We start from the raw sequence: 25,144 nt of genomic DNA, 5'->3' as shown, positions 1-25,144 counted from the left end.
GAGTCCTGTTTGGCGGCCGGCCGGGTCTTTGCGTTCAAGGAGCAGAGGTTCATCGACCGCGCACTGGACATCCACACCTTCACCAACCACAGCCACGACCGGAGGAAGGCGGAGGTCTTCAACCGCTCCTCCCCGCGGCTCACACCACGCCGTTGGCCCGGAACCAGGCCTGCATCCGGGTCCAGCCGGCGGCCGCGGCGGCCTCCCGGTAGGTGGGCCGGTAGTCGGCGTGGAAGCCGTGGGGCAGGCCCGGGAACACCTCGATGCGGCTGGGGCTGCCGGCCGCCTTCAGGGCCGCCTGCATCCGCTCCACCGACGCCATCGGAATGCCGTCGTCCTCGCCGGCATAGAGCCCCAGCACCGGCGCCTTGAGCCGGGGAATCACATCGATCGGATAGACGGGCTGCAGGTCGGTGGCCTGGCCCACCAGGCGGCCATACCAGGCCACGCCGGCCTTCAGCTTCGGGTTGTGGGCGGCATAGAGCCAGGTGATCCGTCCGCCCCAGCAGAAGCCGGTGATGCCGAGCCGCGAGACATCGCCGCCGCCGCTGGCGGCCGCCCAGGCGGCGGTGGCATCCAGGTCGGCCATCACCTGGGCGTCGGGCACCGTGGCCACCAGCGGCAGGATCGCGGCGATGTCGGGCAGCACGGTCACATCGCCCTGGCGATCGAACAGGCTCGGGGCGATGGCCAGATAGCCCAGCCGGGCCAGGCGGCGGCAGACGTCCTGGATGTAGGCATGGACGCCGAAGATCTCCTGCACCACCAGCACCACCGGGAAGCCCGAGCCCTTGGCGGGGCGGGCCCGGTAGGCCTTGATGGCGCCATCCGCGCCAGGCACCGACACCCAGCCGGCCGTCAGTCCCTGGGTGGAGGTGGTGACGGTGGACGCCGCCACCGGCCGCACCGCCAGGGCGAAGCCGGCACTCGCCGCGCCCAGAAGCAGCTCCCGGCGGCCGAGGCGAAGCCCGGGGCCGGGATGGGAAGCGAAGGGATCCATCGGCCGCGGAGCCCGTAAGGGCTTGGGAAGGGCCATCAGCTTAGAAACCGGATCCCGGCGGCTCGCCGGGCTGCTGGGGCCAGCCCTGCAGCCGCTCCACCAGCCGCCCCAGCAGGGCCCGCCGGGCTTCCCCCTGCTGGCCTGCCTGGGTGATCAGCAGGGCCTTCACCTGCAGGTCGTCCTCCGTCATCGCCTCGAGGCCCAGCAGGCGGGGGGGCTCCAGCAGCCTGGCGGCCCAGTGCGCATCGCTGCCGAAGGCGGCCAGTTCCTCGGCGATCACGGCCATGGCGCCCCCCAGATCGGTGAGGCTGCGCGGCAGCAGCAGCGTCACTTCGGCCCCCGAACGCAGCTTGGTGTGGTTCACCACCTGTTCGCAATGGCTGTTGGGCACCACCACCACCCGCTGATCGGCGCAGCGCAGTTCGGTGCTCAGCACCCCCACATCCATCACCTCCCCTGAGCGCCCGGTGATCTCCACCCAGTCGCCGATGGCATAGCGGTCGTCGAGCAGCAGCACCAGACCGGCGACGAAGTCCCGCAGCAACCCCTGGAACACCAGCGCCAGGGCACCGAGCACGGCGCCGCTGGCCAGCACGGCATTGGTGGACAGATCCCGCAGGACAGGGATGCCGCGGACGGTCCAGAGGGCGAACAGCAGCAGGCAGGCCAGGTTCACCAGCCGCCGCAGCACCCGAAGCAGGCTGAGGTAGCGCTGCCGGCGGCGGGCGCGGTGATCGCTGCGCACCGCCGGGTGGCTGGCCCACTGGGTCAGCAGCAGCCCCACCAGGCCCCGCAGCACCGCGGCCAGGGCCAGCAGCAGCAGCGCCTTCATCAGCACCACCAGCGGCTGCAGCAGCACATCGATGGCGGCCGGGATCTGGCCGGGCCAGGCCAGCAGCAGCACCGCGCCCATGGCGACCCCCAGCAGGAGCACCAGAGCCGCCAGCAGCCGGCTGAAGGCCTGGGTGGCCTGGAGCGCCAGAGCACCACCACCACGGCCATGAGCAGGGCCAGGACGGTCAGGGAGACCAGGCTGATCCGCAGCCGATCGTTGATCTGCTCCTCCCCGAACACCCGACGGGCGCTGCGCAGGCGACGTTCCAGCAGGCCCCGCCAGCGCTCGGCCAGTGCATCGGCCGTCAGGCCGTTGAACTGGGCGTCCTGCTCGGTGACCGTGAGCAGGGGGAAGGGGCTGGCGCGGCCGGGCACGACGGCCGCCAGCCGCCGATCTCCACCGGGCTCGCGACGCACCACCACCCGCAGGGCCTCCGGTGGCCCCTGCAGGCCCAGATGGTTGGGGTCGCAGGCGGCCGTCGTCCCCTCGACGCTGAGGTGATCCAGCAGCGCCTCACCGAGCCGTTCTCCGGGCGAGCAGGGATTGCGGGGTTCGTAGAGCTGGCTCAGGTTGCCCTCGATCACCCGGGCCCGCTCGGCGGCCTCCGGCCCGGTGTCGCCGCCGGAATCCACCGCCGGTGAGGCCACGGTGATCACGGGCACCCCCAGGATCCGCACCGTGCCGAGGCGGAAGCTGCCGGCGTTGCCGGTGTCGACCGAGGCGTTGCCGGTGCCGCTGCCGGCCGGTGCCTCGGCCGCGGCGGTGGCCGCCAGGGCCCCAGCGGGCCGGCTGGCGCCGAGGCCGATGGTCAGGGCCGCGGCCAGCACCAGGACCACCGCCAGGGCCAGGGCACGTCGCCAGGGGAGGACGCGTCGCTGGGCTGGGGTCATCGGCGGCGCCGCGGCACTCTGGGCCGACTCTGGCAAGCGACAACTTGAATGACCGCCGCTGACCCGGGGCCTGGCCGGCTATCCGACCGCCCGGCTGGGGGGAGGGCCGTCACGGTCCCCCGGGCGGAGCGGCCACATTGGGAAGACCCAATCCCTTGCGACCCATGGCGGTACAGGTCCGACGCGTCAGGCAGTGGCTGGCCCGGCGTCTGCGCGCCATGGCGGCGGCCCTGTGGCAGGAGCCGCCACCGCCGCCACCGGCCCCGGCCCTGGCCAAGGCGCCCGCGGCCGATCCCGGGGCGGCGCTGCTCCCCGGCATGAGGGAGCCCCTCTCGGTGGAGGCGGTGGTGCTCAGCCGCGACATGACCGTGCTCAAGCGGGAAGCGGCCGATTCCCTGGCGGCCCTGGGCGCGGCCCATGCCCTGGTGAGCTCGGCGCGGCTGGCCCAGGTGCAGGAGCTGCGGCCGCGGGTCATGGCAGGCCAGGCCTCCGGTGAGGCCCTGATGGCCCTTGCCGCCGAGTACCAAGGCTGGCAGGGCGACCAGGTGCGCATCTTCGATGCCCTGGCGCTCGTTCTGCGCATGCAGGTGCCCCAGGGTCTGGTGTTCGACCAGCTGGATCCCGCCCTGCAGGAGCAGGCCCGTTCCCACCTGGAGGCCCTGTCGCTGGAGTACCAGCGCCGCCTGCTGGCGGAGCAGTTCCAGGCCTCCGCCTGAGGCCCGGCCTGGCCCGTCGGCCTCCGGCAGCAACGGCTACCATCCCGCTCCGTGTCCCTCCCGGCCGTCCTCCGGGAAGGAAGGTCCGATGGATCCGTTCCGCCTGCTTGAGCTTCTGATTCTGGTGGCCGTGCTGGTGGGGTTCGTCGGGCTGCTGCTGCGCCGCAACCTGTTCCTCAAGGTGCTGGCCATGGACGTGATGGGCTCCGCCGTGGTCGCCCTGTTCGTGCTCGTGGCGGCGCGCGCCGGCCTGCGGAGCCCGATCCTGGCGGCCCCCCTCGCCCCCGGGGCCGTCGCGGCGCCGCTGCCCATGGCCGACCCGATCCCCCAGGCCGTGATCCTCACGGCGATCGTGATCGGCCTCTCGATCCAGGCCCTGCTGCTGGTGGTGATCACCCGCCTGGCCCGCGTCGACCCCAGCCTTGATCTGGCCAGCTTCGATGCGGGTCGCCTCGACGCCGGGGGGCGGCGCTGATGGCGCCACCCTCCGGCGAGGCCCTGCTGATCGTCTGGCTGCTGCTGCCCTACACGGCGGCATTTCTGGCCGCCCTGCTGCCGCCCCTCGCCCGCGGGCTGGCCCTGCTCTGCTGCCTGGCCACCGGCGCGGTGGCCCTTGCGATCCAGGCCGGCGCCCTGCCGGCCAGCCTCAGCCTGCTCGGCCCCTACGGAGTGTCGCTGCAGCCCGATGGCCTGGCGGCGCCCTTCCTGCTCCTCAATGCCCTGGTGTGCGGCGCGGTGGTGCTGGACGGCTGGCGCCGGACCCTGCCCGGGCCCTTCCTGCTGCTGCTGATGGTGCTCCACGGGGGCCTGGCCTCCGCCTTCGTGGCGGTGGACCTGGTGAGCCTCTACGTGACGCTTGAGGTGGTGGGGATCAGCGCCTTCCTGCTGATCCTGGGCAGCCGCTCGGAGCGCTCCCTCTGGCTAGCGCTGCGCTACCTGCTGATCGGCAACACGGTCATGACCCTCTACCTGGTCGGTGCCGCCGTCGTCTATCTGACCCAGGGCAGTTTCCGGCTCGAGGCCGTCGCCGGAGCCGGTGCGGCCGCCCTGGCCCTGCTGCTGGTCGGGCTGCTCACCAAGGCCGGGCTGTTCCTCTCGGGCCTGTGGCTGCCCCGCACCCATGCCGAGGCACCGGCGGAGGTCTCCGCCCTGCTCTCCGGCGTGGTGGTCGCCGCCGGGATCGTTCCCCTGCTGCGGCTGAGCGGCGTCGTGCCGGCCCTGGCGGCCGTGCTGCCGGTGATCGGTCTGGCCAGCGCCTGCCTGGGCCTGGTGTTCGCCCTGGTGGAGGCGGATGCCAAGCGGCTGCTGGCCTGGAGCACCCTCTCCCAGATGGGCCTGGTGGTGCTGGTGCCGGCCGCCGGAGGGCTCTATGCCCTCGGCCACGGGTTGGCGAAGGCCGCCCTGTTCCTGGTGGCCCGCCGCTTCCCCGGCCGCGACCTGGCCGGCTGGGCCGGACGGCCCCTGGCCGCCGGGGTGTGGGTCCCGCTGTGGATCGGTTCCCTCTCGATCGTGGGGGTGCCGCCGCTGCTGGGCTTCTTCGCCAAGGCCGGCCTTGATCGGACCCTGCCGGGGCCCACCGGCCTGCTGCTCAGCCTGCTCACCGCGGGCACCGCGGCGGTCTATGCGCGCCTCTGGGGCGCTCCCCTGCAGGCCGCGGCTTCGGCATCGCCGCCTGTGGCCCCAACCCCACCGGAGCCCGCCTGGTCGCCCGGGGTGGTGGTGCTGCTGCTGGCGCTGGTGCTGCTCGGTGCCGCCGAGGCCAGCCGCAGCTGGAGTCCGGAGCTGCTGCCCGCGGCCGCCAAGGCGACCCTGGTGCTGGCGGCCGGGGTGGGGCTGCACCGGCTGCTGCAGCCCCTGCGGCGCCGTCCCTGGTTCCGCCTGCCCGACCTCGAGGCCTTCCCCGATCTGGTGGGCGGCATGGGTGTGGTGGGGGCCGGCCTGCTGGTGTGGATCCGATGAGACGCCTGCTGCCCCTGCTGCTCACCACGGGCTTCCGGCTGGCGGTCTGGTGTTTGCTGACCGCCGATCTGAGCCGTCTCAACCTGCTGATTGGGCTGGTGGTGGCCCTGCTGCTGCCCCGCGCCCACTCCAGGCCCCTGCCCCTGCGCGCCCTGCTGCGGGCCCTGGGCCGCAGCCTGCTGGCCGTTCCCCAGGCCTACCTGGAGGCCCTGCGGCTGATCGTCGGCCGCGAGCCGGTGGAGGGGGAGATCAGCGAGGCCACCACCGACAGCACCATCCCCCTGCTTGTGTTCCTGGACGTGTTCCGCATCACCCTCACCCCCTTCACGATCGTGCTGGGCCTGGAGGACGGCGGCCGCCGCTACCGCATCCACGCCCTGCGCCCCCGCCGGGCCCCGGCGCCAGGGCCCCAGGCCGGGGGGCCGACCCCATGACGGTGCTGCTCTGGGGCATGGTGCTGGCCCTGCTGATTCCGATCGCGGTGGCCTGCCGGCCCAGCGACGTCTGGCACCGCTTGGCGGCCTTCTCCAGCGTCGCCAGCAAGGTGGCCCTGATCATCCTGGTGGTGTCGGCGGTGCGGGGCGACCGGATGCTGGGCCTGGCCGGGGTGATCGTCCTGTGCGCCGGCAACGCCGGGCTGCTGCTGCTGGCCAACCTGCTGCGGGGGACGGAGCGATGACCCTCGCCGTCCTGGCCGATCACGTCAGCCTGCTGCTGCTCGGGGCCGGACTGGTGTTCTGGTTCTGGGGCACCTGGCCTCTGCTGGAGAGCCGCAGCTACCTCAGCAAGCTCCATGCCCTCTCGGTGGCCGACACCCTCGGCTCGGCGCTGATGCTGCTGGGCCTGCTGCTGCGCATCCCCGGCCAGTGGCCCCTGCTGGTGCTGGCCCTGGTGGCGCTGATCCTGTGGGACACGATCTTCGGGTATGTGCTGGCCAACTGCTCGCTCGGCTCCCGGCGGGAGCCGGAGCCATGAGCGGCACCGTGTCCCTGGTGGGGGAGCTGGATCTGCTCCTGCCGATCACCGCCCTGCTTCCCCTCACCGCCGTGCTGCTGGTGAGCCAGTCGAATCCGTACCAGACCCTGGTGCTGCGGGGCATCCTCGGGTCGGTCTCCACCCTGCTCTACGCCCTGCTGGGCGCCCCGGACGTGGCGATCACCGAGGCGCTGGTGGGCACCCTGCTCTCCACCACCCTCTACGCGGTGGCGCTGCGCTCCTCGATGGCGCTGCGGTTGACCTACCCGGCTGACGATCCCCCCAGCGCGGCCACCCAGGCGCTGCTGCGCGACTGGCTGGAGCCCCTGTCGCTGCGGCTGCGGCTGCTGTCGCCGGAGCCGGGGGAGGCCGGCGAGGCCGACGCGAGCCACGGTCAGCTCGGTCCTGGCCTGCGGCTGCAGCTGGCCAACCCCCGGCTGGCGGAGCGGCTGCGGGCCCTGGAGGGCTTTCGCCGCTGGCAGAGCAGCGGTGGTGAGCTGCTGCCGGGGGAGCGGCCATGACCTGGCTCTACCTGCTGGCCGCCACCGCCCTGTGCCTGGCCCCGCTGGCCGCGGCCCTGCCGCCGCCGCCGCCCATCGGGCCGATGATCGCCTCGCTGGCCGCCACCACCGACGTTCCCAATCTGGTGTCGGGCGTGATCCTGCACACCCGCCTCTACGACACCATCGCCGAAGTGGTGGTGTTCACCCTGGCCTCGATCGGGGTGCGCTTCCTGCTGGCGGGGGAGCCCACCAAGACGAGCATCCGGGCCATCGAGGATGCCCCCTCGGTGGTGCTCTGCCAGCTGGGCGCCACCATGGCCACCCTGATCGGGGTGGAGCTGGCCCTGCGCGGCCACCTGTCGCCGGGGGGCGGGTTCGCGGCGGGGGTGGCCGGCGGCACCGCCATCGGCCTGGTGCTGATCAGCGGCTCGGCCCGGCTCTCCGACCGCCTTTACCGCCGCTGGCGCGCCGACCTGTGGGAGAAGGCCGCCGTGATCGCCTTCGTGCTCCTCTCCGCCTTCGCCCTCGGGGGGGTCCCCCTGCCCGCCGGAACCTTCGGCACCCTGGCCTCGGGGGGCTGGATCCCCCTGCTCAACGGGCTGGTGGCCGTCAAGGTGACCCTGGGCTCCTGGGCGATGGTGCAGCTGTTCGTGCGCCATCGGGGGTTGCTCTAGGCAGGTCGCGTCAGGCCGTGACCCCCACCCGCAGGCTCGAGCCGCGGTCCCCGGCGATCACCTCGATGCCGCAGCGGATGCGCTCCCGCAGGGCGCCGACATGGCTGATCAGGCCGATCATGCGGCCCCCCTCCCGCAGCCGGTCGAGTTCGTCCATGGCCAGCTGCAGGTTGTCGGGATCGAGGCTGCCGAAGCCCTCGTCGATGAACAGGGCCTCTAGGGGCACGCCGCCGGCGTGGGCCTGCACCGTGTCGGCCACACCCAGGGCCAGGGCCAGGGAAGCCTGGAAGGTCTCCCCGCCCGAGAGGCTGCTCACCTCCCGCTCCTCGCCGGTGTAGGCGTCCAGCACCCGCAGGCCCAGCCCCGCCTTGCGGCCGCCGTGGCCCCCCTCGTTGGTGAGTCGCAGCTGGTAGCGGCCGGAGGTCATGAGGGTGAGCCGCTGGTTGGCGTAGCCGCAGATGTCGGCGAGGTAGGCCGAGAGCACCCAGCGCTGCAGGGAGATGTAGGGAGCCGCCTTGCCCTGGCAGCGACTGGCCACGGCGCTGATCCGATCGGCCCGCTCCTGCTTCGCCGCCAGCGCCTCGGCCCCATCACGGTGTTCGGCGGCGAGGCGGGTGATCTCCCGCTGGGCGCCGCGGGCTTCGCTGTGGCGCTCCACCGCCCGGGTGCGGGCCGCATCGGCGCGGGTCACGGCCTCAGCGGCGGCGGCGGTGTCGGGCCGGGTCTCCGGCAGGTCCGCCAGATCGGGAGCCGCCAGGAGGTTGCGCTGCTCGATCACCTCCGCCTCGTAGGCGGCGATCCGCTCCACGAGCTTCAGGCGCCAGCTCTCCTCCTGCAGGGCCGCGGCGGCGTCGGCCGCCGTGGCGAACGGCGAGGCGGCCAGCTCCTGGCCCAGCCGCCGGGCCGCCTGCTCCAGCGCGCTGCTGGCGCGGGTGTGGGCGCCCGCCCCGGCCACCAGGGCCTGGAGGGCGGCCTCCAGGGGCCCGAAGGCCCGCAGCACCGCAACCGGCTCCAGCCCCTCCCCCAGCTCCCGCGCCACCTGCTCCGCCAGGGCCCGCTGCCGCTGGCTGGCCTCGGCGGCGGCCCGGCTCTCCAGGGCGATCGCGGTGGCGGCCGCCTCGATGGCCTGGGCAAGCTGCTGCCGTTGCTGCTCCCGATCAGCGGTGCGCTGCTCAAGAGCCGGCACACCATCGGCCAGGGCCTGGGCCGCCAGCTGTGCTGCTGCTGCCGAGACGGCGGCCTGGCGGGCGGCGAGCGGATCGGCGCCGTCTCCGGCCTTCTCCAGCACCGCGGCGAGGGCGGTCTGGGCGTTGGCCAGGGCCACCGCGGCCGCCTGTGCCGCCTGGGTGGCCGCGGCCAGGGTGCGTTCGGCGGTGGTGATCGCCCCGTCATCGACCGCGTCAGCAGAGGGCCGGGCCGGCGCCGGGTGCGCCGTGGCGCCGCAGACCGGGCAGGGGGTCCCGGCGGCCAGACCCCCGGCGAGACGGGCGGCCATGCCCTCGATCTGGCGTCGCCGCAGCTCGTTGAGGCCGGCGGCCGCCGTGTTGACGTCGCGATCGGCGGCGTTCCTGGCGGCCTCGGCCCCGTTCTGCCGCTCCCGGGCCGGGGCGATGGCCTCGGCGGCCACGGCACGGCCTTCGGCCTCCCGGGCGGCCCGCTGCAGGCCTTCGAGCTGGTCGCGGGCGCTGCGGGCCTGAGCGAGCAGGGCCAGCTCCCGCTCCTGCTCCGCCGCCAGCCGCTCCTGCTGGGCGACGGCGGTGGCCCGCCCCGCTTCGGCCTCGGCGGCCCGCTGGCCGGCGGCGGCTGCGGCCCCCCGGCCTGGGCGGCCTCCTCGGCCTTGCGGGCCAGCTCCCGCACCTCCGCCCCGCGGGCGGCCAGGTCGGCACCGGCTGCAGCGAGGTCTTCGGCGGACGGCAAGGTCGTCAGGTCGAGCCGTCGCACGGAGACCGGCAGGGCCCTGGCCCCATCGTGGGCCCGTACCGCCGCCCCCAGCTGCTGCCCCAGGTCCCGCTCCACCAGGGCGAGGGCGCGGCGGGCCTCCTGCTCGGCCCCCAGGCTGGAGCGCAGGCGTTCGGCCCGCTCCGCCAGGGCGAGCTTCTGGCGGTACGCCTCCACCGTCTCCTTTTTGGCCTCCAGTTCCCCCAGCCGGGCGGCGGCGGCGGCACGCCGGTCCCAGCGATCCGCCTGGGCCGCCAGGGCCGCCAGGGTCGTCTGGGCCGCCTGCAGGCCGGCGGAGGCCTCCTGCAAGGCGGCCTCGGTGCCCTGAACCACCGTGGCGATCCCCGCCACCAGTGCTTCGAGGCCGCCCTGGTCGGTGGGCGGCGCGGCCGGTTCGGCCCCCTCCGGTGGTTCGGGCGCGTGGGGGGCCCAGGCATCGGCCGCCCGACGCCGCAGCACCTCCTGCTCCCGGGCCTGCTCCAGCGCCAGCTGGCGCGCCTCCCGGGCCCGCTCCTCCAGCCACCAGCCGGCCCGCTCGTAGATCTCCGTGTCGAAGAGCGTTTTGAGCAGGGCTTCGCGCTCCTCGGCCTTCGCCCGCAGCACCTCGGCGAAGCGCCCCTGGGGCAGCAGGATCACCTGGCGGAACTGCCCGGCATTGAGCCCCACCAGGGCCACCACCTCCTTGTCCACCTCGGTGGTCTTGGCCGCCACGGGCTGCTCGTCCCCACCGGCGGCCAGCCGGAACAGGAACGCCTGGGACGGCTTGTCGGTAAAGCCCTGGCCTCGAATCTTCGGTGCTGTATGGGCCGGCACGCGCTCCACCCGGTAGCGGGCGCCGCCGCTGGAGAACTCCAGGCTCACCCGGGGCACGGCGCCGGGGGCGGCGTGGTCGGAGCGCAGCCCCTTGACGCTGCGGTCGCCCGACACCTCGCCGTAGAGGGCGAAGCAGAGGGCATCGAGCAGGAAGGTCTTGCCGGCGCCGGTGGTGCCGTGAATCAGGAACAGTCCTTCGGCGGCCAGGCCGTCGAAGTCGACCGCCACCGGATCGGCGTAGGGCCCGAAGGCCTCGATCGTGAGCCGGTGGGGCTTCACCGCTCCCCTCCCCGTTCCGCCGCCGCCAGGGCCGCCCGCAGCAGCTCGGCCTCCGGCTCGCCGGGCGGCTGGCCGTGCTGGTCGGTGAAGAAGGCGCTGGCCAGCTCCAGCGGCGAACGGGCCTGGCGCACCTGGCGGTGGCGCTCGGCGTCGCCAGCGCGGGCCACCTCGGGTGGTTCGTGGCGGAGTTCGGCGATGTGGGGAAAGCGGGCCCGCAGCCGGGCCATGGCCTGCAGGGGCAGGGTGTCGTCGGTGAGGATCGCCCGCACCCGTGCCTCGCTGGCGGCGGCGTGGGCGGGGTCTGAGCAGAGCTCGTCGATGGGCCCCCGCAGGGTGCACAGGCGCCGGCCCACCCCCAGGGGTACCACCGCCACGGAGGGCGTCCCGTCGGCGGCCAGCTCCACGATCCGCACCGACTTGACGTGCCGCTCCTCGGAGAAGGAATAGGCCAGCGGGGTGCCCGAATAGGCGACCCGGGGGCCGTCCAGCTGCTGGGAGGCGTGCAGGTGGCCGAGGGCCACGTAATCGAAGCCCGAGAAGGTGTCCACGCTCACCCGGTCGACGTTGCCGACGGTGAGCTCCCGCTCCGATTCCGAGGTTTCGCCGCCGGCCACGAAGGTGTGGGCCACCAGCACCGAACGGTGGGGCGGCCGTTCGCGGCGGTCGGCGTGGATCCGCTCAATGGCCAGGCGCGTCACCTCCTCGTGGCGCAGGCGCACCGGCGCCCCGGCCAGGGCCGGCCCGACCACCGCCGGCTCCAGGTAGGGCAGGGGATAGATCGCCACCGGCGGGCCGCCGTCGCGGGGTGTCACCAGCACCGGCTCCTGGGCCCGGCCCACATCGCCCCGCACCGTGACCCCGAAGGCCGAGAGCAGTGGGTCGTACACCGACACCCGCACATGGGAATCGTGGTTGCCGGCGATGGCCACCACGGCGGTGCCATCGCGGCTCAGCTGGGCCAGGGCCCGGTTGAACAGGTCCACCGCCTCGGCCGGCGGGATGGCCCGGTCGTAGAGGTCGCCGGCGATCAGCACCGCATCGACGGCATGCTCTCGGGCCAGTTCGGCGATCCGCTCGATCGCAGCCTTCTGCTCCTCCAGCAGTGAGGCCCCGTGAAAACTGCGGCCCAGGTGCCAGTCGGAGGTGTGCAGCAGGCGCATCGGGCCAGGCTAGGGAGACACCCGGCGCGGGGGGCCAAGCTGGAGCGATGAATGCCTCTCCCCCACCCTCCACCGCTGAGCCCGGCCACTGGGACCAGCGCTACCGGCAGGGCACGGACGCCTGGGAACTGGGCCGGCCGGCTCCGCCGCTGGAGGCGTTTCTGCGCACGCACCCGCTGGCCCCCCGCCCGCCGGGCCGGGTGCTGGTGCCGGGCTGCGGCCGCGGCCATGAGGCCGCCCTGCTCGAAGCGCTCGGTTTTGTCGCCATCGGCCTGGATTTCAGCGGCGAGGCCCTGGCCGAAGCCCGCAGCCTCCATGGCCCGGACCGGGCCGGCCTGCGCTGGCTGCAGGCCGACCTGTTTGACCAGCAGGCCCTGGAGGCGGCGGGCCTGGCGGCCGGCAGCCTCACGGGGATCGTGGAGCACACCTGCTTCTGTGCCATCGATCCGGAGCGGCGTGAGGACTACATCGCCACCGTCAGCCGGCTGCTGGTGCCGGGCGGCTGGCTGCTGGGGCTGTTCTGGTGCCACCGCAACCCCGGCGGGCCCCCCTGGGGCAGCGACCCCGAGGCGGTGGAAGCCCAACTCAGCGGGGCGGGTCTGGTGCCGGCGGTCTGGGAGCCGGCCACCGGTTCGCTGGACCGGCGCCCGGACGAATGGCTGGGCCTGTGGCGCCGGCCGCTACACCCGGTTCCAGGGCATCACGGCTAGCAGGCGGGCCATGCCGCAGAAGCCGGAGATACCCGCGAAGGTGAGCCCGGCCCCCACGAAGCTGCTCAGCCAGATCCAGCCGGGGGCCACGGCCTGCGACAGGATCACCCCCAGCAGCACCAGGCTGCCGGCGACGATCTGCACCTGGCGCATCAGCGGCAGCGGCGCCCCCTTGAGCTGGCGCACCGGCAGGCCGGCCTGCTGCCAGGCGGGCAGGCCACCGAGCAGGTCGGCGACGGGGTGGGGATGGCCCTGACCGAGCAGCTGGGACAGGCCCTTGCCGCTGCGGTTGCCGCTCTGGCAGACCAGCACCAGCGGACCGCGGGGCAGGTCGGCCTGGGCCAGGCGGGAGAGGGGCACATTGAGGCTGCCGGCGATGTGGCCTGTGGCGAATTCCATCGGCTCGCGCACATCGATCACGGTGACTTCACCGGACGCGAGCCGTTCGGCGAGGTCGTGGGCGCCCAGGCGGCTGGGGGTGGTGACGGTTGTGCTGTTCATGGTCGTGGTGGTCAGGAAGGGAGAAGGGAGTGGGATGGAAATCAGGGGCAAACGCTTCAGGCCTGCACGGCCCCCTCGAGGGGGAAGCCCTCGGCGGCCCAGCGGCTCAGGCCGCCGTGGAGGTTCGCCACCTGCTGGCGGCCGGCCTTGAGCAACTGCTGGGTGGCCAGGGCCGAGCGGCTGCCCGAATGGCAGACGACCACCAGCGGGCGACCGGCGGGGATCTCGCCGGAGCGGCTCTCCAGCTCCGGCAGGGGGATCAGCAGGCTGCCGCCCACACGCCCGTCTGGCCCGTCGTACTCCTCGGCGGAGCGCACATCGAGCACGGTGACATCGCCGCGATGCGCGGCCACCCAGGCCGGGCTGAGTTCGGGCAGTCCGGCGTAGCTGCGGGCCATGGGCGCCCAGGCGGGCGCGGCGCTGGCGTCGCGGGGCTTGCCGGAGCGCATGTTGCCGGGCAGGGCCTGGGCGATCCGGTGGGGATGGGGCAGCCGCATGTTCTCCATGTGGCCGACGAAGTCCCGCTCGGTGGCGTTGCCTCCCAGGCGGGCGTTGAAGGCCTTCTCCTCGGTGACGGAGGTGACGGAGCGGCCGGTGTAGTCGTGGCCGGGGTACAGCAGGCAGTGATCCGGCAGGGTCAGGATCTGGCCGGTGATCGAGGCCCAGAGGGTGTGGGCGTTGCCCTGCTGGAAGTCGCAGCGGCCGCAGCCGCGCACCAGCAGCGCATCGCCGGTGAAGGCCATTGTGTGGTCGTCGAGGATGAAGGTGAGACAGCCGTCGGTGTGGCCGGGGGTGGCGCGCACCTCCACATGGCGGCCGCCGAAGAGGACGCGATCGCCGTGCTTCAGGGGACGGGTGACGTTCTCGGCGCCGATGCAGGCCGCCAGGCCGATGGCGCAGCCGGTGGCCTCGTGCATCAGCCAGCTGCCCGTCACGTGGTCGGCATGGGCATGGGTGTCGATCGTGGCCACCAGCTCGAGACCCAGCTCCCGGATCAGCGCCAGGTCGCGGTCGTGCTGCTCGAAGACCGAATCGATCAGCAGGGCCCTGCGGCTGGCCACCTCCGCCAGCAGATAGGTGAAGGTGCCGGTGTCGGCATCGAACAGCTGGCGGAACAGCAGCGGCTCACCACCGGCGGCGGCGGCGAGGGACAGGGAGGGCGCGGGCGCGACAGCCATGGGTGATCAACCATCAATTGTTATGAGTATAGCCGCATAGAAGAGGAATGGGGTGGTTTCGCGGCGCATCTGCGGATCGCCGGCGGCTGTGGTCGGCGCCTCAGGGCGCCAGCCGCTCGATGGTCCAGGCCGCGGCGCCGCCCCCGTCCCCGGCCGGCTCGGCGGGCCGGTAGCGGAAGCGATCGTGCAGGCGGTTCTCGCGGCCCTGCCAGAACTCGAACTCGCACGGCACCACCCGCAGCCCGCCCCAGGCCGGCGGCAGCGGCACCTCGCCATCGGCGAAGCGGCGCTGCATCGCCTGCCACTGCATCTCCAGGAGCGAGCGGGAGCTGATCACGGCGCTCTGCTGCGACACCCAGGCCCCCAGCCGGCTGCCGACGGGGCGCGAGAGGAAGTAGGCCAGCGACTCGGCGGCGCTGATCCGCTCGGCCCGCCCCAGGATTGCCACCTGCCGCTCCAGCCCGTACCAGGGAAACAGCAGGCTCACCTCGGGGTGGGCGGCGATCTCCGTGGCCTTGCGGCTCTCGTAGTGGGTGAAGAACACAAAGCCCCGCCCGTCGAAGGCCTTGAGCAGCACCGTGCGGGCGCTGGGGCGCACCCCATCGCTGGTGCCCAGCACCATGGCGTTGGGCTCGATCAGCCCGGCCGCCACCGCCTGATCGAACCAGCGGCGGAACTGCGCCACCGGATCGGCCGCCAGGTCCCCCCGCCGCAGCGCCTGGCGCCGGTAGTCGCGGCGCAGCTGGGCGGGGTCGGTGGGGTCCGGGGGCATCAGGTGGGGATCAGGCGCAGGGCGGCGCTGCCGCCCGCCACGGCCCCGGAGCCCAGGCGGCGGTCGAGACTCACCAGCGTGCCGCCGTGGTGCACCGCCAGCGCCAACAGATAGGTGTCGGTGACTTGCCCCGCCTCCAGCAGCTGGGTGGCGTCGACCAGCGGAGCTTCGCCCCCCGGCGCGGCAAGCAGGCTGATGGCATCGGGCCAGAAGTGGTGGCGTGGATGGCGGATCAGCTCCCGCATCAAGGGCGCCACCACCGCCGGTGGCCCCGGGCTGTTGGGGTAGCGGGGCTGGCCGAGGATCCGCAGCACCGCGTTCTGGGTGAGCGGGCAGGTGGCCCAGCCCAGGTCCTCGGAGGCGGCGAACCAGTCGTGGGCCTGCTCATGGTGCACGTGGCGCCCGTCCAGCAGGGCGATCAGCACGTTCACATCCAGCAGGGCTGCGCTCACGGCAGCTCGTCGCGCAAGCTGTTGACGAGTGCGAGGTCCACCGGCGCGCCCTGCGGCTGCCAGGGCAGCAGGGGCAACCCGTTGCGGTGGCTGGGACCGCTGCTGGCGGTGCCGGGGGGTGGAGCCACCAGCCCTTGGCGGGCCAGCGCACTGATCACGGCCCCGAGGCTGGTGCGCCGCTGCCGGGCCAGCACCCGGGCCGCCGCCAGCACGTCGTCATCGAGCTGCAGGGTGGTGCGCATCGGATGGCAACGCATCAAGCATCAATTTAGGCCCGGCAGCACCACAGGCTCCGGATCCCTGAGGATCCAGTAGAGGGAGGCTGACAACACCGCACTGAAGAAGCACCACACCGAGGCGAAGGCATAGCCGTAGGCCAGGTGCGAGATCAGGAAGGCGGCGAGGATCCCTCCACCGAACCAGCGCAGCCGCCCAGAGGCGCTGAGCATCAACGGTCCGAGGATGATCACCGCATAGATCGTGCTGCCGAAGTCCAGATTGATCCAGCGATCCGTCAGCAACGTGGTGTGGTAATCGAGGGAGCCATGCACCACGGCCGGCTGGAACAGGGAAGGGTCGACCACCAGTGGCAACCAGAGCACCCCGCCCATGAGCAGGCCCAGCACCAGCAGCCCCACCAGGATCCGACGCCTCAGGGGAGGCGGCGCGTGGAGGTTCAGCTGCAGCACGCACCAGGGAAACCAGACCAGCCAGAAGGCATAGGCGAAGAACAGATAACCGAGCGCGGCGGGGTGCACGAGCCAGACGGAGCCGCCCTGCTCGAGGCCGAGCCACACCAGACCCTCCAGGGCCTGCTGCATCGAGAAGAACAGGGGCGTGAGGGCCAGGGGCAGCAGATCGCTGCGTTGCTGATCCTGGCAGTAGCGCACGCTGCCCACACCCAGGGGCAATAGCACGGCCGCCACCACGAAGCTGGCGCTGCTGGAGAAACACATCGGCGTGGAAGCCGTCTCCGGCAACAGGGTTTCGCCCCCAGCCTGGCGCGGCTGGGTGAAACCGATGAACGTGGCGGCTGGCGCGGGGATCGGGATCGATCTGATCAACCCCTGGCCTCCGGCCTGAGCGAAGCTGGTGCCATTCCAGGCCCTGCAGGAGGCCGTCGCCGCGCTGGTGGCCGGCCGGCGGGGCTGGGAAGTGTGGCTCAGACGAGGACCCCGGAAACCGGTCCATGAGCGAGAGCGCCGGGGCCCGGATCGCATGATGGTGAAACGCATCCTCAACAACGACGGTTACCCCCCCCCCGATCTCCAGGAAGAGGCGGTGAAAACCGTGCTGGCCCAGGCGGAGTTGCTCTGTGCTCAGCGGGTGTGAAACGATCATCCCCAGCCGCAAGGCCAACCGCCTCTAAAAACATTCAGCCCTGGTGGAGCTGCATCATGAGCATTCCCATTTCGGCTTCACTGGATCCTGAAGAGCAGCAGCTGCTCGCTGACTTCGAGGCCGGCGATCTGCGCAGCGTGAGAACGCACGCTCTGTTGGGCCAACTCCAGCAAGCAGTGAAGGCCACGGACCTGAAAGACCACCTGATTGACTCCGGAGATTCCAGCGATGACTTCCTGGCTATCTGATCGGCCGCGTGCTTTTCAAGTCTTTGAGTGGCTCTGTTGCCGGCTCAGCACCTTCACCTTCACCGCAGTGGATCACTCCCTCGCGTCCACAGTGCCGAATGACGATCCCGATGACCTCCCCTTCGTAGGCATAACACAGTGCATCATCAGGAAACCTGGTCAGTTCCTCAATCAGGCCTTTCACGGTTCTCATTCTCGGAATTCCTTCCTTGATCTCTTTCGAGCGTAGGGAGCTCACCCCAACGTCCGCAGGATGTCCTTCGTCAGCAGCACCAGATGCAAGGGGTCGGTGGGGGACGGCTCAAACTCTGGAACGAGATGCAGATGGAACGCCTTGGCCGAGGCGCTCTCGGCATGGACGAGCAACCCTCCGCAACCCACTTCGGATCCGATCTGTGCCGTTCGGCTGATCCCATCTGCCAACAGAGCGGCACCGAGGTCCCGTCCTTCATGGCGAAGATCGACGCCGAGCCGGCTCAGCACGGTAACCGGCTGGGGATAGCGACCAGCGCCTTTGCGCAGACGCGGCGGAACCTGAGCAGGAGAGATGCTGGCCACGCACCAGGGGTAGTAGGCCACCACATCACTGCTGCCGACTTCGGTGACCACGAACACCCTGCTGGTGCCACCACGGGTATGGGCCTGGCGGGCGTGTTTGCGCAACCAGTTTGTCTGCGCCTCGGATCGGCATTGGAAACCGTCGAGCCGGTCGCTGGACGCCAGCAGCCGGGGTGACAGGTAGCCGGCGCTCACTCCTGGAACGGTGAGGGCCGACCCATCAGCTCGCGCAGGCCCTTCAGCGACCGGGCCGGCCGTTGGTTGATGCGTTCCCAGGCATCAAGCGCCTCCGGGTCAAGGCGGAACACCTCACGGTCGGCCAGCACCTGCTGGGCGGCCAGGCGCAGATGGGTGATCACGAATTCGGTGAGATCGATGCCGGAAGCGGCCACCGCCCGATCAATCAGTTGGCGGTCCTTCGCCGTGGCCCGAACCTCAAGGCGCCGATCCCGGGCTCGGGTGGGGGCGTTGTCCATCGGCCGGCCTCTTTGTACGTTCAACGTACGGCTAGAGCCAGCCCATGGTTGTGAGACACCGGTGGCACTTCCCTGTGCAGCCGCCCCAGCCCCTTGGCCACCCGCGCCGTCTATTCGTTCACCGGTTTCCCCGGCGTCCCGGAGCGCCACCTCTATCTCCACCACGACGGCTACCCCACAGGCGCCGCCTGGCGTTTCGCCACGGCCCTGCGCCAGCGGCCGGAGCCGGAGGCCTTCGCGGCGGCGTTCCTGGCGAGCCAGCCCGGCGCCGAACCCCTGGCCGCCCCCGCCCAGGCCGCCGATGCCGAGTACCGCTACCGGGTGCAGCTGCTGGCCGGCGGGGGCGCGCTGCAGGTGGCCTGCTGGCGGCGGCTGCCGGGCGGCACCACCTGGCAGCCCCGCTGCGGGCCCATGGCCTTGGAGGTGTTCATCCGGCGCTTTTTGCCCGGGGATCCGCTGTGATCAGGTGTCAGGTATGGCTTGCTCCAACGGGCTCGCAATCTCGGGAAAGGCCCTCAGGAGTTGGCGATCGGAGCTGATCAGGCGGCTCTGGAGCGCCATGGCGGCAGCCACGAACTCACAGTCGTAGGCGCTGCAGTCGCTCGCCTCCACCAGTCGGAACACCTCGGCAGAGTCCACCGGCACGTCCCGTCCCTGCAGTAACGCTTCCGCCTGGCCCTGGAGCCTCAGCACCTGCTGGCGATCCAGCTGCCCTCGTCTCAGGTAACCGCTGAGCACGCTGCGCAGTTCGCTTCGCCAGAGCGCCGGAGCGGCCCATTCAGGGTCATGAAGCAGAAGCGCCTCAGCCTTCTCGGTCTGTGGACCACCCAGCAACAGATAGGCCACCACATTGGTGTCCACCACGATCATGGGCGGCCCTCGCGCTTGAAAGCATCGATCTGGTCCGGGGTGAACGCCGTTTCTGTTGGCAGGCTGTGGCGCAAGGCCCGGATCTGCTCGAGTCGCTCGGCGGCCGTGATTGGCTGGGGCGGAAGGGCCGCTTCCAGGCACACGATCGCTTCGTTGTTGAGGCTGCGGCGATGCTGCTGGGCCGCTTGCTTCAGGCGGCCGTAGAGGTCGTCGGGGAGATTTTTGAGGGTGAGGCTCCTGGCCATCGCCGTTGCAGGGTCACCGGCAACAATTCTGCAACCAAAACGGTTTCACCTGATCCTCCGTCGCACGGACTTGAAGGCGCCGATCAGGGGTTGCGGATGCCAGCGGATTCCATCGGCCCTGAGACACCGGTGGCGCTTCGCCACGGCCCCGCCCAGGCCGCCGATGCCGAGGACCGCTAGCGGGCGGCACCAACTGGCAGCCCCGCTGCGGGCCGATGGCCCTGGAGCTGTTCATCCGCCGCTTCCTGCCAGTTGAGCCGCTTGGATCAGGCCGTTGTGGTGGTCTCAGCCCAGCCAGTCCTGGGGAAGGTGGGCCAGGGAGCGGAATTCAGGATCCTTGTGCACCAGCACCGCCCCCTCCTGCTCAGCGGCGGCGGCGATCCAGGCATCGGCCACGGAGAGGGGATGGGTGGCCTTGATGGCCGCCGCCCGGTCCAGCAGGGCGTCACTGGCCGCCACCCAATCCAGGGGCAGGGAGCGCAGCTGGGCATCGGCGAGGCGGGCGGCCCGTTCGCCTTCGTCCTTCCACACCCGGTAGAGCAACTCCATGCGGCTCATGAAGCACACCAGGCAGCTGTCCTGGCGGGCCTGGGAGCGCTGCAGCAGTTCCGCGACGCGCTCCGCGCCGGTTTCGTTGTCGCGCAGGGCCAGCAGGGCGGAGGTGTCGAGCAGCCAGCGGCCGGCCATCAGGCCTCCTGCTGGCGATCGTGGCGGCGATCGGCAAGCAGACGGGTGGTGGCGCCTCCGGCGCCGGAGCCGCGGAAGGCGGTGATGGGATCCAGGGCAACGGGAACCACACGGATGGTCCCGTCGCCCTCCACGATCCATTCCAACCGCGTGGACGGACCCAGTTGGAAGCGTTCGCGGATCGGGGCCGGAACCACCGTCTGGCCGCGGGCGGTGATAGTGCTGCGCATGGCCTGAATTACTGCTGTTGAGTAATCGTAATTCAGATGGCCGTGGAGGGATGGCGCAGAGCCTCGATTCACGGTTCTTCCTCGACGCTCTGGCCTGCTACTGCCCCACACGGAAGTTATGGCTGCGCACACGCCTGAGCACCGATGATCCGCTGGCCGTTCACGACGGCGGCGGCGAACGGGTGGCGATCATGCTCGAAGCCCACCTGGAGCCTCCCCTTCGGCCCCATGGGTCATGGACTCTTCGCTGGGGCGCGTCCTCGGGGCTGGACGTTCAGCCCCCCCGCTTCAGATACCGCCGCACCTGAGCCGGCCAGTCGCCAGGGAGATCACCCGGCCGCAGGCTCGTACTGGCCATCGAAGCCAGCAGCGGCGTGCCCCCCAGCCGCAGGCTGTCGCCCACGTGCAGTACCACGGCCAGGCCGATCAGCAGCCAGGCCAGCAGGTGCAGGCTGTAGGCCAGGTGGTGCAGCTGGCCGTCCCGCAGCCAGTCCTCCTGCATCAGCTTGCCGGTGGCCACCGCCAGTCCAAGGGCCCCGAGGGCCATGGTGTTGGTGATGCGCTTCAGGCGGGGCCGGCCCAGGGTGAGGGCGTAGGCGGCGAAGGCCAGCCCCAGGGGCAGCAGCAGAAAGCCCGCCTGGCCGTGCAGGTCGATCCAGCTGCCGGGCGGGGTGAACGGCAGCCGCCCCCAGCGGCCGTCGTAGCGGCTGTAGACCAACAGCCCGCTCAGCCAGGCGGCCAGCACCAGCAACGCCGTGACGCCATGGGTCAGCCGCAGCAGGGAGGGTTGGTACGGGGGGCGCGCCATCGCGTCAGCCGGTGGTGTCCCCCAGCGTGTCATGGCAAAAGGGCCCGGATCTCTCCGGGCCCGGCAAGGGCTCAGGGCGCCGACGGCTGGGCGGGGTTCAAAGCCCCACTAACCGATCGACGGAGCCGTGAGGGCCACGGTGGTGCTGGTGGTGGCCGCCAGATCGAGGGGGAAGTTGTGGGTGTTGCGCTCGTGGATGGCTTCGATGCCCAGGCCGCCGCGGTTGAGGATGTCGGCCCAGGTGTTGATCACCCGGCCCCGGTGATCGAGCACGGAGTGGTTGAAGTTGAAGCCGTTCACGTTGAAGGAGAAGCTGATCACCGCCAGGGTGGCGAACCAGATGCCGATCACCGGCCAGGCCGCCAGGAAGAAGTGGAGGCTGCGGCTGTTGTTGAAGGAGGCGTACTGGAAGATCAGCCGGCCGAAATAGCCATGGGCGGCCACGATGTTGTAGGTCTCCTCCTCCTGGCCGAACTTGTAGCCCCTGTTCTGGGACTCGGTTTCGGTGGTCTCCCGCACCAGGGAGCTGGTGACGAGCGAGCCGTGCATGGCGGAGAACAGGGCGCCGCCGAACACCCCGGCAACGCCGAGCATGTGGGAGGGATGCATGAGCACGTTGTGCTCCGCCTGCAGCACCAGCATGAAGTTGAAGGTGCCGGAGATACCCAGGGGCATGGGATCGAAGAAGGACCCCTGGCCGATGGCATACACCAGCAGCACAGCCGTGGCGGCACCCACCGGGGCGCTGTAGGCCACGGCGATCCAGGGACGTATCCCCAGGCGGTAGCTGAGCTCCCACTCCCGGCCCATCCAGCAGTAGATGCCGATCAGGACGTGGAAGATGATCAGCTGGTAAGGCCGCCGGAGACGGGCTCACGGATGCCGTCGATGTCGACGGGCGGGGCGGCGATGAAGGCGATCACGTAGGCGCAGCCTTCTCGACAGAGAAGCAGACGGTGGCCGTGAGCAGGGTGGGGATCATCAGCACGCCGAACCAGCCCACGTAGAGGCGGTTCTCGGTGCTGGTGACCCAATTCTTGAAGCGATCCCAGGGATGGCCCCCGGAACGCGACAGGGTGGTGAGAGTCATGGCAGGACATCCGAAGATGGATCGACCGGGAGCGACGGGCAACGACAATGCCTTGCGACCATGCCGCTTGCGGCTATCGGACGATAAAACGATAACGTTGAATGACCCCGTGCCGGGGCTGCTCCCCATGCGTGCTTCTGCTCAACCTGTTTCGGGCGCCCCCGCCAGCGGCGTGCGGCCCTGGGTGGCGTCGCTGGCGGCTCTGCTGCTGGTGCTGCTGCTGACCCTGGCGCCGGGCCAGGCCGGGGCCGACGACGGCCAGCGCTGGAGCCTGCGCGACCGGGACGACAACCGCTGGTCGCTGCGGATCTTCGAGCAGCCCGATCCCGCCTACCCCAGCGGCGAGCGCCTGCGCCTCAGTGCCCTCACCCCGGGCATCGCCGTCGACCACAGCCGGCCCCTGCTGCTCAGCGACGGGGTCGGCGGCTCCTGGACCCTGGCCAATCGCAGCGAGGAGCTGGTGGCGGCCGGGACCGGCCCCCTGCCGGAGAGTTCGGCCCAGTTCGACATGGCCGACCTGCTGCCCCGCCCCAGTGACGCCCTGCCCCTGGTCCTCAGCCTGCCCCTGGCGGGAGAGGATTCGGCGGAGATGGTGCTGGGCCCGGAGGAAACCCAGGCCCTGCACGCCTCGTCCATCCCCGCAGCCACGGTTCAGGAGGGGTGAGGTCTCGGGAGCACCGTGATCGAGCCGTTGTTCTCCAGGATGGCCAGGTGCACGTTGTCCGCAGCGGTGCAGCCGGCCGATCGGATCGCGGCATCCAGTTCATTCCTGGTCAGCTGCGAGCGCCGGAGCACGTCGCCATAGACCCTGCCGTTATGGACCAGCACCTGGGGTCGACCCTCCACGAACATCTCGATGGCTTTGCTGGAACTTGTCGCCGCCCCAACGAGATGGTTCAGGACAATCAGCGTGACGGCGGAGATCAGACCTCCGGCCAGCGAGTTGTCGCCGCCATTCATGGAGTTCTGGACGGCATTCGACAGGATCAGCAGCAGCACCAGATCAAAGGTGGCGAGCTGGCCGACCTGGCGTTTCCCTGTCAGGCGCAGGAGAACCAGCAGAAAGATATAGACAACGGCACCACGGAAGACGAACTCCCAGATGGGGATGGAAAGATGCGTCATGGGATGCATCGCTGGGCAGACGCTCCATCGTGAAGCCCCACCGTGATGGGGCTGCCACTCACGGGCTGGCCCTCATCTGCCGATGCGGATGTTGCGCAGCGAATCCATCAGGCCAAGGATGTTGAGGAGCCACACCACGACGGCGACCACCACGACGATGTTCAGGATCCGTTTGATCTTCCCGTCCATGGGGATGTAGTTGTTGACGAGCCACAGCAGGACCCCGACGACGATCAGGGTGATGATGAGCGAAATCAGCGACATGATGCGTTCTCCTGTTGGTTGAATCTGGACCAATCACAGCCGGCCGTGGCACCCCTGCCTTCTGTTCTCGGTGCAGCCCGAATAAAAAGGCTGCATCGAATACAAAACTTAGACTACACCTTCGTCGTTTCCTGCATCTGTGTGCTGCGGATCAGCTGCAGAAGCAAACATCGCTCGTGGCGCAGATCCTGCCAGCTCTAGGGTCATGAATGTCCCTCTTTTCTGGTCGCCATGTCAGATTGTTTTGGGGACTATTTGCGCAGCATCGGTCGTATCCCTCTGCTGACGCCTTCCGAGGAACTGCACCTTGGAGCCATGGTGCAGGACTGGCGCTCCCGGCCAGCGCCGGCCCCCAGCGAGGAACGGCGAGGCCGCCGGGCCTTTGCCCGCATGGTCACGGGCAACCTGCGCCTGGTGGTCTCGATCTGCAAGCAGCAGCACAACCGCATCCGGCAGATGCATCTGGATCCGATGGATGTGGTGCAGGCCGGCAATCTCGGCCTGATCCATGCGGTGGAGCGTTTCCTGCCCGAGCGAGGCTATCGGTTCTCCACCTATGGCTCCTGGTGGATCCGCCAGGCGGTGCACCGCCATCTCCAGGAAACGACCGGCCTGATCCGGGTGCCGCCCCAGATGGCGGCCCTGGCCCGCAAGGTGCATGCCCTGCGCCATGCCTCCCCGGAACCCCTGACGCTGGCCGCGATCGGCATCCAACTGGGGGAGAGCCCGCGACGGCTGGAAACCGTGCTCCAGGCCTCCCACGACCTGCAGACCCTCTCTCTCGATCAGGCCCTGGGTAACACCGACGGGGACGTGAGTCTGAAGGATCTGATCGGTGATCCCTCCGAGCCCGGCCTTCAGGAGGATTACCTGTGGCTGCACCGTGCCCTCACCCGGCTGTCCCCTCTGGAGCGCCGGGTGCTGCGTCTTCGCTATGCCGACGCCGCGTCCCTGTCGCTGGCGAAGATCGGCGAGGGCATCGGCCTGTCCAAGCACAAGGTGCAGCATCTGGAGCGCAAGGCCCTGCTGACGCTGCGCCGTTGCCTGGCGGAGGAACGCTGATCCGCCCGCCGCTGGCACGTCATACGGTCCGACCACTGATCAGTCGGGCCGCGATCACGATCAGGGCGATCACCAGAAGCAGATGGATCAGGCCGCCCATGGTGTAGGACGTCACCAGTCCGAGCAGCCAGAGAATCACCAGAATGACGGCAATTGATTCCAGCATGGGGTCCTCCTTTGGGTGGTGATGCGTTAGTGACGCGTGGGTGGATGGGCCAGTGATCTGATGGGCCGTTTACTTGATCTTGTTCGCCAGTTTGTCGGCGGCGTCACTGGCCTTGCGGGCCGCGGCCTTGGTGCCGTCCTTCACGGCTTCTTTCGCGTTCATGGCGGAAGCCTGCACCTGCTTGGCTTTGCCCTTCACCTGGCGGCCGGAATCGCCGGTGATTTCGCCGTAGGCCGATTCCATCTTGCCTTGGGCTTCCTTGGCTTTGGCGCCCATCTTGTCGGACATGGTGGCGATGGTGACGGGGATGATGGAGCTTGCATGGCTGGCCATCGCCATGGCAGGCCATTGGATCATCAGGGAGATCACCAGCGCCGCCATGGAGGCGAGGCTGAAGAGACGTTTTCGGATGCGATGTGTCATTGGATCTTGCTTTGCGGTGGTCCACCCCTTCTCTACTGAGTGCGCAGCCCCGCGAAGAAGCCGTTGGCCGCCATCCGGAGCCGCAGGAGGCGGCGTCCGGCCGCTGTTCAGTGGTGTCAGGCGGTCTGGGCTTTGTAGAGATTCATCTCATTTCTGCAGCAGTCTGCGTCGTTGCTGCCATAAGCAGCCAGATCCG

General features: G+C 70.7%; 37 protein-coding genes and 3 pseudogenes. 16 read left to right on the top strand and 24 right to left on the bottom strand.

What is annotated here, in order from left to right; genetic code table 11:
• Positions 1 to 139: 139 nt before the first annotated feature.
• From CYAGR_RS09445 to CYAGR_RS16530, 3 genes are read right to left on the bottom strand one after another with little or no spacing between them, the layout of a single operon-like run.
• Positions 140 to 1,000 carry a dienelactone hydrolase family protein gene (locus CYAGR_RS09445; RefSeq protein WP_015109576.1) on the bottom strand — a complete coding sequence of 287 codons (861 nt, stop codon included), beginning with the start codon at positions 998 to 1,000 and terminating at the stop codon, positions 140 to 142.
• A 40-nt stretch (positions 1,001 to 1,040) separates the two neighbouring features.
• Positions 1,041 to 1,913 (bottom strand): mechanosensitive ion channel family protein, encoded by an 873-nt coding sequence (locus CYAGR_RS16535; protein WP_156818434.1) that lies wholly within the window; start codon positions 1,911 to 1,913, stop codon positions 1,041 to 1,043.
• Positions 1,832 to 2,725: a hypothetical protein gene (locus CYAGR_RS16530; RefSeq protein WP_051017112.1), complete on the bottom strand. Its 894-nt coding sequence runs from the start codon at positions 2,723 to 2,725 to the stop codon at positions 1,832 to 1,834. Before CYAGR_RS16530 ends, CYAGR_RS16535 begins: the two co-directional genes overlap by 82 nt.
• 164 nt (positions 2,726 to 2,889) lie before the next feature.
• Here CYAGR_RS16530 and CYAGR_RS09435 point away from each other — a divergent pair, with 164 nt between their 5' ends.
• The 8 genes from CYAGR_RS09435 (at position 2,890) to CYAGR_RS09400 (ending at position 7,552) form a co-directional block, all read left to right on the top strand.
• A complete protein-coding gene (locus CYAGR_RS09435) occupies positions 2,890 to 3,441 on the top strand; it encodes a hypothetical protein (RefSeq protein ID WP_015109575.1) in 552 nt (183 codons plus the stop codon).
• A gap of 88 nt (positions 3,442 to 3,529) precedes the next feature.
• A complete protein-coding gene (locus tag CYAGR_RS09430; protein WP_015109574.1) occupies positions 3,530 to 3,916 on the top strand; it encodes a cation:proton antiporter subunit C in 387 nt (128 codons plus the stop codon).
• A complete protein-coding gene (locus tag CYAGR_RS09425; RefSeq protein ID WP_015109573.1) occupies positions 3,916 to 5,400 on the top strand; it encodes a proton-conducting transporter transmembrane domain-containing protein in 1,485 nt (494 codons plus the stop codon). The genes CYAGR_RS09430 and CYAGR_RS09425 overlap by 1 nt, the downstream gene beginning before the upstream one ends.
• On the top strand, positions 5,397 to 5,834 hold the full coding sequence (locus tag CYAGR_RS09420) for a Na+/H+ antiporter subunit E (RefSeq protein WP_015109572.1): 438 nt from the start codon (positions 5,397 to 5,399) through the stop codon (positions 5,832 to 5,834). Before CYAGR_RS09425 ends, CYAGR_RS09420 begins: the two co-directional genes overlap by 4 nt.
• Entirely contained in the window at positions 5,831 to 6,079 is a 249-nt protein-coding gene (locus CYAGR_RS09415) for a hypothetical protein (RefSeq protein WP_015109571.1), read from the top strand. Before CYAGR_RS09420 ends, CYAGR_RS09415 begins: the two co-directional genes overlap by 4 nt.
• The gene (locus tag CYAGR_RS09410; protein WP_015109570.1) at positions 6,076 to 6,375 is read left to right on the top strand and encodes a monovalent cation/H(+) antiporter subunit G; all 300 of its coding nucleotides are present in this window, start codon (positions 6,076 to 6,078) and stop codon (positions 6,373 to 6,375) included. Before CYAGR_RS09415 ends, CYAGR_RS09410 begins: the two co-directional genes overlap by 4 nt.
• Entirely contained in the window at positions 6,372 to 6,896 is a 525-nt protein-coding gene (locus CYAGR_RS09405) for a hydrogenase subunit MbhD domain-containing protein (RefSeq protein ID WP_015109569.1), read from the top strand. Before CYAGR_RS09410 ends, CYAGR_RS09405 begins: the two co-directional genes overlap by 4 nt.
• A complete protein-coding gene (locus tag CYAGR_RS09400) occupies positions 6,893 to 7,552 on the top strand; it encodes a Na(+)/H(+) antiporter subunit B (protein WP_015109568.1) in 660 nt (219 codons plus the stop codon). Before CYAGR_RS09405 ends, CYAGR_RS09400 begins: the two co-directional genes overlap by 4 nt.
• A 10-nt stretch (positions 7,553 to 7,562) precedes the next feature.
• On the opposite strand, the gene CYAGR_RS19405 is transcribed toward CYAGR_RS09400, so the two are convergent.
• Positions 7,563 to 9,179 carry an SbcC/MukB-like Walker B domain-containing protein gene (locus CYAGR_RS19405; RefSeq protein ID WP_043325666.1) on the bottom strand — a complete coding sequence of 539 codons (1,617 nt, stop codon included), beginning with the start codon at positions 9,177 to 9,179 and terminating at the stop codon, positions 7,563 to 7,565.
• 645 nt (positions 9,180 to 9,824) lie between these two features.
• On the opposite strand from CYAGR_RS19405, the gene CYAGR_RS19150 reads away from it, so the two are divergent.
• Positions 9,825 to 10,031 carry a hypothetical protein gene (locus CYAGR_RS19150; RefSeq protein ID WP_245552701.1) on the top strand — a complete coding sequence of 69 codons (207 nt, stop codon included), beginning with the start codon at positions 9,825 to 9,827 and terminating at the stop codon, positions 10,029 to 10,031.
• Between the two features lie 35 nt (positions 10,032 to 10,066).
• Here CYAGR_RS19150 and CYAGR_RS19145 read toward each other — a convergent pair.
• Together CYAGR_RS19145 and CYAGR_RS09390 are read right to left on the bottom strand one after the other, a co-directional pair.
• Positions 10,067 to 10,531, bottom strand: a pseudogene (locus CYAGR_RS19145) (AAA family ATPase); the annotation flags it as partial.
• Positions 10,532 to 10,578: 47 nt separating this feature from the next.
• Positions 10,579 to 11,742 (bottom strand): exonuclease SbcCD subunit D, encoded by a 1,164-nt coding sequence (locus CYAGR_RS09390; protein ID WP_015109566.1) that lies wholly within the window; start codon positions 11,740 to 11,742, stop codon positions 10,579 to 10,581.
• Between the two features lie 47 nt (positions 11,743 to 11,789).
• Here CYAGR_RS09390 and CYAGR_RS09385 point away from each other — a divergent pair, with 47 nt between their 5' ends.
• Positions 11,790 to 12,452 carry a methyltransferase domain-containing protein gene (locus tag CYAGR_RS09385; RefSeq protein WP_015109565.1) on the top strand — a complete coding sequence of 221 codons (663 nt, stop codon included), beginning with the start codon at positions 11,790 to 11,792 and terminating at the stop codon, positions 12,450 to 12,452.
• Here CYAGR_RS09385 and CYAGR_RS09380 read toward each other — a convergent pair.
• The 6 genes from CYAGR_RS09380 to CYAGR_RS09355 form a co-directional block, all read right to left on the bottom strand.
• Positions 12,423 to 12,953, bottom strand: a complete 531-nt coding sequence (locus CYAGR_RS09380; RefSeq protein WP_015109564.1) for a rhodanese-like domain-containing protein — start codon at positions 12,951 to 12,953, stop codon at positions 12,423 to 12,425. The genes CYAGR_RS09385 and CYAGR_RS09380 overlap by 30 nt on opposite strands.
• 56 nt (positions 12,954 to 13,009) lie before the next feature.
• Positions 13,010 to 14,131, bottom strand: a complete 1,122-nt coding sequence (locus CYAGR_RS09375) for an MBL fold metallo-hydrolase (RefSeq protein ID WP_015109563.1) — start codon at positions 14,129 to 14,131, stop codon at positions 13,010 to 13,012.
• 100 nt (positions 14,132 to 14,231) lie between these two features.
• Positions 14,232 to 14,903 carry a pyridoxamine 5'-phosphate oxidase gene (pdxH, locus tag CYAGR_RS09370; protein WP_015109562.1) on the bottom strand — a complete coding sequence of 224 codons (672 nt, stop codon included), beginning with the start codon at positions 14,901 to 14,903 and terminating at the stop codon, positions 14,232 to 14,234.
• On the bottom strand, positions 14,903 to 15,355 hold the full coding sequence (locus CYAGR_RS18355; RefSeq protein WP_015109561.1) for a TA system VapC family ribonuclease toxin: 453 nt from the start codon (positions 15,353 to 15,355) through the stop codon (positions 14,903 to 14,905). Before CYAGR_RS18355 ends, pdxH begins: the two co-directional genes overlap by 1 nt.
• Positions 15,352 to 15,597, bottom strand: a complete 246-nt coding sequence (locus CYAGR_RS18350; protein ID WP_015109560.1) for a ribbon-helix-helix domain-containing protein — start codon at positions 15,595 to 15,597, stop codon at positions 15,352 to 15,354. The genes CYAGR_RS18355 and CYAGR_RS18350 overlap by 4 nt, the downstream gene beginning before the upstream one ends.
• Before the next feature lie 21 nt (positions 15,598 to 15,618).
• A complete protein-coding gene (locus CYAGR_RS09355) occupies positions 15,619 to 16,311 on the bottom strand; it encodes a DUF6629 family protein (RefSeq protein ID WP_015109559.1) in 693 nt (230 codons plus the stop codon).
• A gap of 136 nt (positions 16,312 to 16,447) precedes the next feature.
• Between CYAGR_RS09355 and CYAGR_RS19140 the strand changes: the two genes are divergently transcribed.
• Positions 16,448 to 16,687, top strand: coding sequence for a type I restriction enzyme endonuclease domain-containing protein (locus CYAGR_RS19140; RefSeq protein ID WP_043325661.1), 240 nt, complete (start codon positions 16,448 to 16,450; stop codon positions 16,685 to 16,687).
• A 65-nt stretch (positions 16,688 to 16,752) separates the two neighbouring features.
• Entirely contained in the window at positions 16,753 to 16,944 is a 192-nt protein-coding gene (locus tag CYAGR_RS18340) for a hypothetical protein (RefSeq protein WP_015109558.1), read from the top strand.
• 234 nt (positions 16,945 to 17,178) lie between these two features.
• On the opposite strand, the gene CYAGR_RS09345 is transcribed toward CYAGR_RS18340, so the two are convergent.
• Together CYAGR_RS09345 and CYAGR_RS09340 are read right to left on the bottom strand one after the other, a co-directional pair.
• Positions 17,179 to 17,697, bottom strand: a complete 519-nt coding sequence (locus CYAGR_RS09345) for a hypothetical protein (protein ID WP_015109557.1) — start codon at positions 17,695 to 17,697, stop codon at positions 17,179 to 17,181.
• Positions 17,694 to 17,978, bottom strand: a complete 285-nt coding sequence (locus CYAGR_RS09340) for a type II toxin-antitoxin system TacA family antitoxin (protein ID WP_015109556.1) — start codon at positions 17,976 to 17,978, stop codon at positions 17,694 to 17,696. Before CYAGR_RS09340 ends, CYAGR_RS09345 begins: the two co-directional genes overlap by 4 nt.
• A gap of 93 nt (positions 17,979 to 18,071) precedes the next feature.
• Here CYAGR_RS09340 and CYAGR_RS09335 point away from each other — a divergent pair, with 93 nt between their 5' ends.
• A complete protein-coding gene (locus CYAGR_RS09335; RefSeq protein ID WP_015109555.1) occupies positions 18,072 to 18,440 on the top strand; it encodes a hypothetical protein in 369 nt (122 codons plus the stop codon).
• Here the strand turns inward: CYAGR_RS09335 and CYAGR_RS09330 are convergent, their stop codons facing one another.
• From CYAGR_RS09330 to CYAGR_RS09305, 6 genes and pseudogenes are all read right to left on the bottom strand, one after another.
• Positions 18,441 to 18,848 (bottom strand): type II toxin-antitoxin system VapC family toxin, encoded by a 408-nt coding sequence (locus tag CYAGR_RS09330; protein ID WP_015109554.1) that lies wholly within the window; start codon positions 18,846 to 18,848, stop codon positions 18,441 to 18,443.
• Entirely contained in the window at positions 18,845 to 19,093 is a 249-nt protein-coding gene (locus CYAGR_RS09325) for a FitA-like ribbon-helix-helix domain-containing protein (RefSeq protein ID WP_015109553.1), read from the bottom strand. The genes CYAGR_RS09330 and CYAGR_RS09325 overlap by 4 nt, the downstream gene beginning before the upstream one ends.
• A 285-nt stretch (positions 19,094 to 19,378) precedes the next feature.
• A complete protein-coding gene (locus CYAGR_RS09320) occupies positions 19,379 to 19,780 on the bottom strand; it encodes a PIN domain-containing protein (protein ID WP_015109552.1) in 402 nt (133 codons plus the stop codon).
• Positions 19,780 to 20,010, bottom strand: a complete 231-nt coding sequence (locus CYAGR_RS09315; RefSeq protein WP_015109551.1) for an AbrB/MazE/SpoVT family DNA-binding domain-containing protein — start codon at positions 20,008 to 20,010, stop codon at positions 19,780 to 19,782. The genes CYAGR_RS09320 and CYAGR_RS09315 overlap by 1 nt, the downstream gene beginning before the upstream one ends.
• Before the next feature lie 274 nt (positions 20,011 to 20,284).
• Complete coding sequence (locus CYAGR_RS09310; RefSeq protein ID WP_015109549.1) at positions 20,285 to 20,818, bottom strand: cytochrome b/b6 domain-containing protein; 534 nt, start codon at positions 20,816 to 20,818, stop codon at positions 20,285 to 20,287.
• A gap of 108 nt (positions 20,819 to 20,926) precedes the next feature.
• A pseudogene (locus CYAGR_RS09305) lies at positions 20,927 to 21,908 on the bottom strand (photosynthetic reaction center family protein).
• Positions 21,909 to 22,035: 127 nt separating this feature from the next.
• Between CYAGR_RS09305 and CYAGR_RS09300 the strand changes: the two are divergent.
• Positions 22,036 to 22,572: a DUF3122 domain-containing protein gene (locus CYAGR_RS09300; protein ID WP_156818433.1), complete on the top strand. Its 537-nt coding sequence runs from the start codon at positions 22,036 to 22,038 to the stop codon at positions 22,570 to 22,572.
• Here CYAGR_RS09300 and CYAGR_RS09295 read toward each other — a convergent pair.
• Positions 22,560 to 23,033, bottom strand: a complete 474-nt coding sequence (locus tag CYAGR_RS09295; RefSeq protein ID WP_043326943.1) for a DUF421 domain-containing protein — start codon at positions 23,031 to 23,033, stop codon at positions 22,560 to 22,562. The genes CYAGR_RS09300 and CYAGR_RS09295 overlap by 13 nt on opposite strands.
• A 72-nt stretch (positions 23,034 to 23,105) precedes the next feature.
• Complete coding sequence (locus CYAGR_RS09290) at positions 23,106 to 23,297, bottom strand: Thivi_2564 family membrane protein (RefSeq protein ID WP_015109546.1); 192 nt, start codon at positions 23,295 to 23,297, stop codon at positions 23,106 to 23,108.
• Between the two features lie 231 nt (positions 23,298 to 23,528).
• Between CYAGR_RS09290 and CYAGR_RS19605 the strand changes: the two are divergent.
• Positions 23,529 to 23,591, top strand: a pseudogene (locus tag CYAGR_RS19605) (sigma-70 factor domain-containing protein); the annotation flags it as partial.
• Between the two features lie 21 nt (positions 23,592 to 23,612).
• Complete coding sequence (locus CYAGR_RS09285; protein ID WP_051017110.1) at positions 23,613 to 24,359, top strand: sigma-70 family RNA polymerase sigma factor; 747 nt, start codon at positions 23,613 to 23,615, stop codon at positions 24,357 to 24,359.
• 19 nt (positions 24,360 to 24,378) lie between these two features.
• Here CYAGR_RS09285 and CYAGR_RS18335 read toward each other — a convergent pair whose 3' ends face one another.
• Both CYAGR_RS18335 and CYAGR_RS19135 read right to left on the bottom strand, forming a co-directional pair.
• Positions 24,379 to 24,525, bottom strand: coding sequence for a lmo0937 family membrane protein (locus CYAGR_RS18335; RefSeq protein WP_015109544.1), 147 nt, complete (start codon positions 24,523 to 24,525; stop codon positions 24,379 to 24,381).
• Between the two features lie 69 nt (positions 24,526 to 24,594).
• The gene (locus CYAGR_RS19135; RefSeq protein WP_015109543.1) at positions 24,595 to 24,948 is read right to left on the bottom strand and encodes a CsbD family protein; all 354 of its coding nucleotides are present in this window, start codon (positions 24,946 to 24,948) and stop codon (positions 24,595 to 24,597) included.
• Positions 24,949 to 25,144: the final 196 nt, after the last annotated feature.

Source organism: Cyanobium gracile PCC 6307, assembly GCF_000316515.1.
In the GTDB taxonomy this organism is placed as follows: domain Bacteria; phylum Cyanobacteriota; class Cyanobacteriia; order PCC-6307; family Cyanobiaceae; genus Cyanobium; species Cyanobium gracile.
This window is presented reverse-complemented; position numbering and strand designations above follow the sequence as displayed.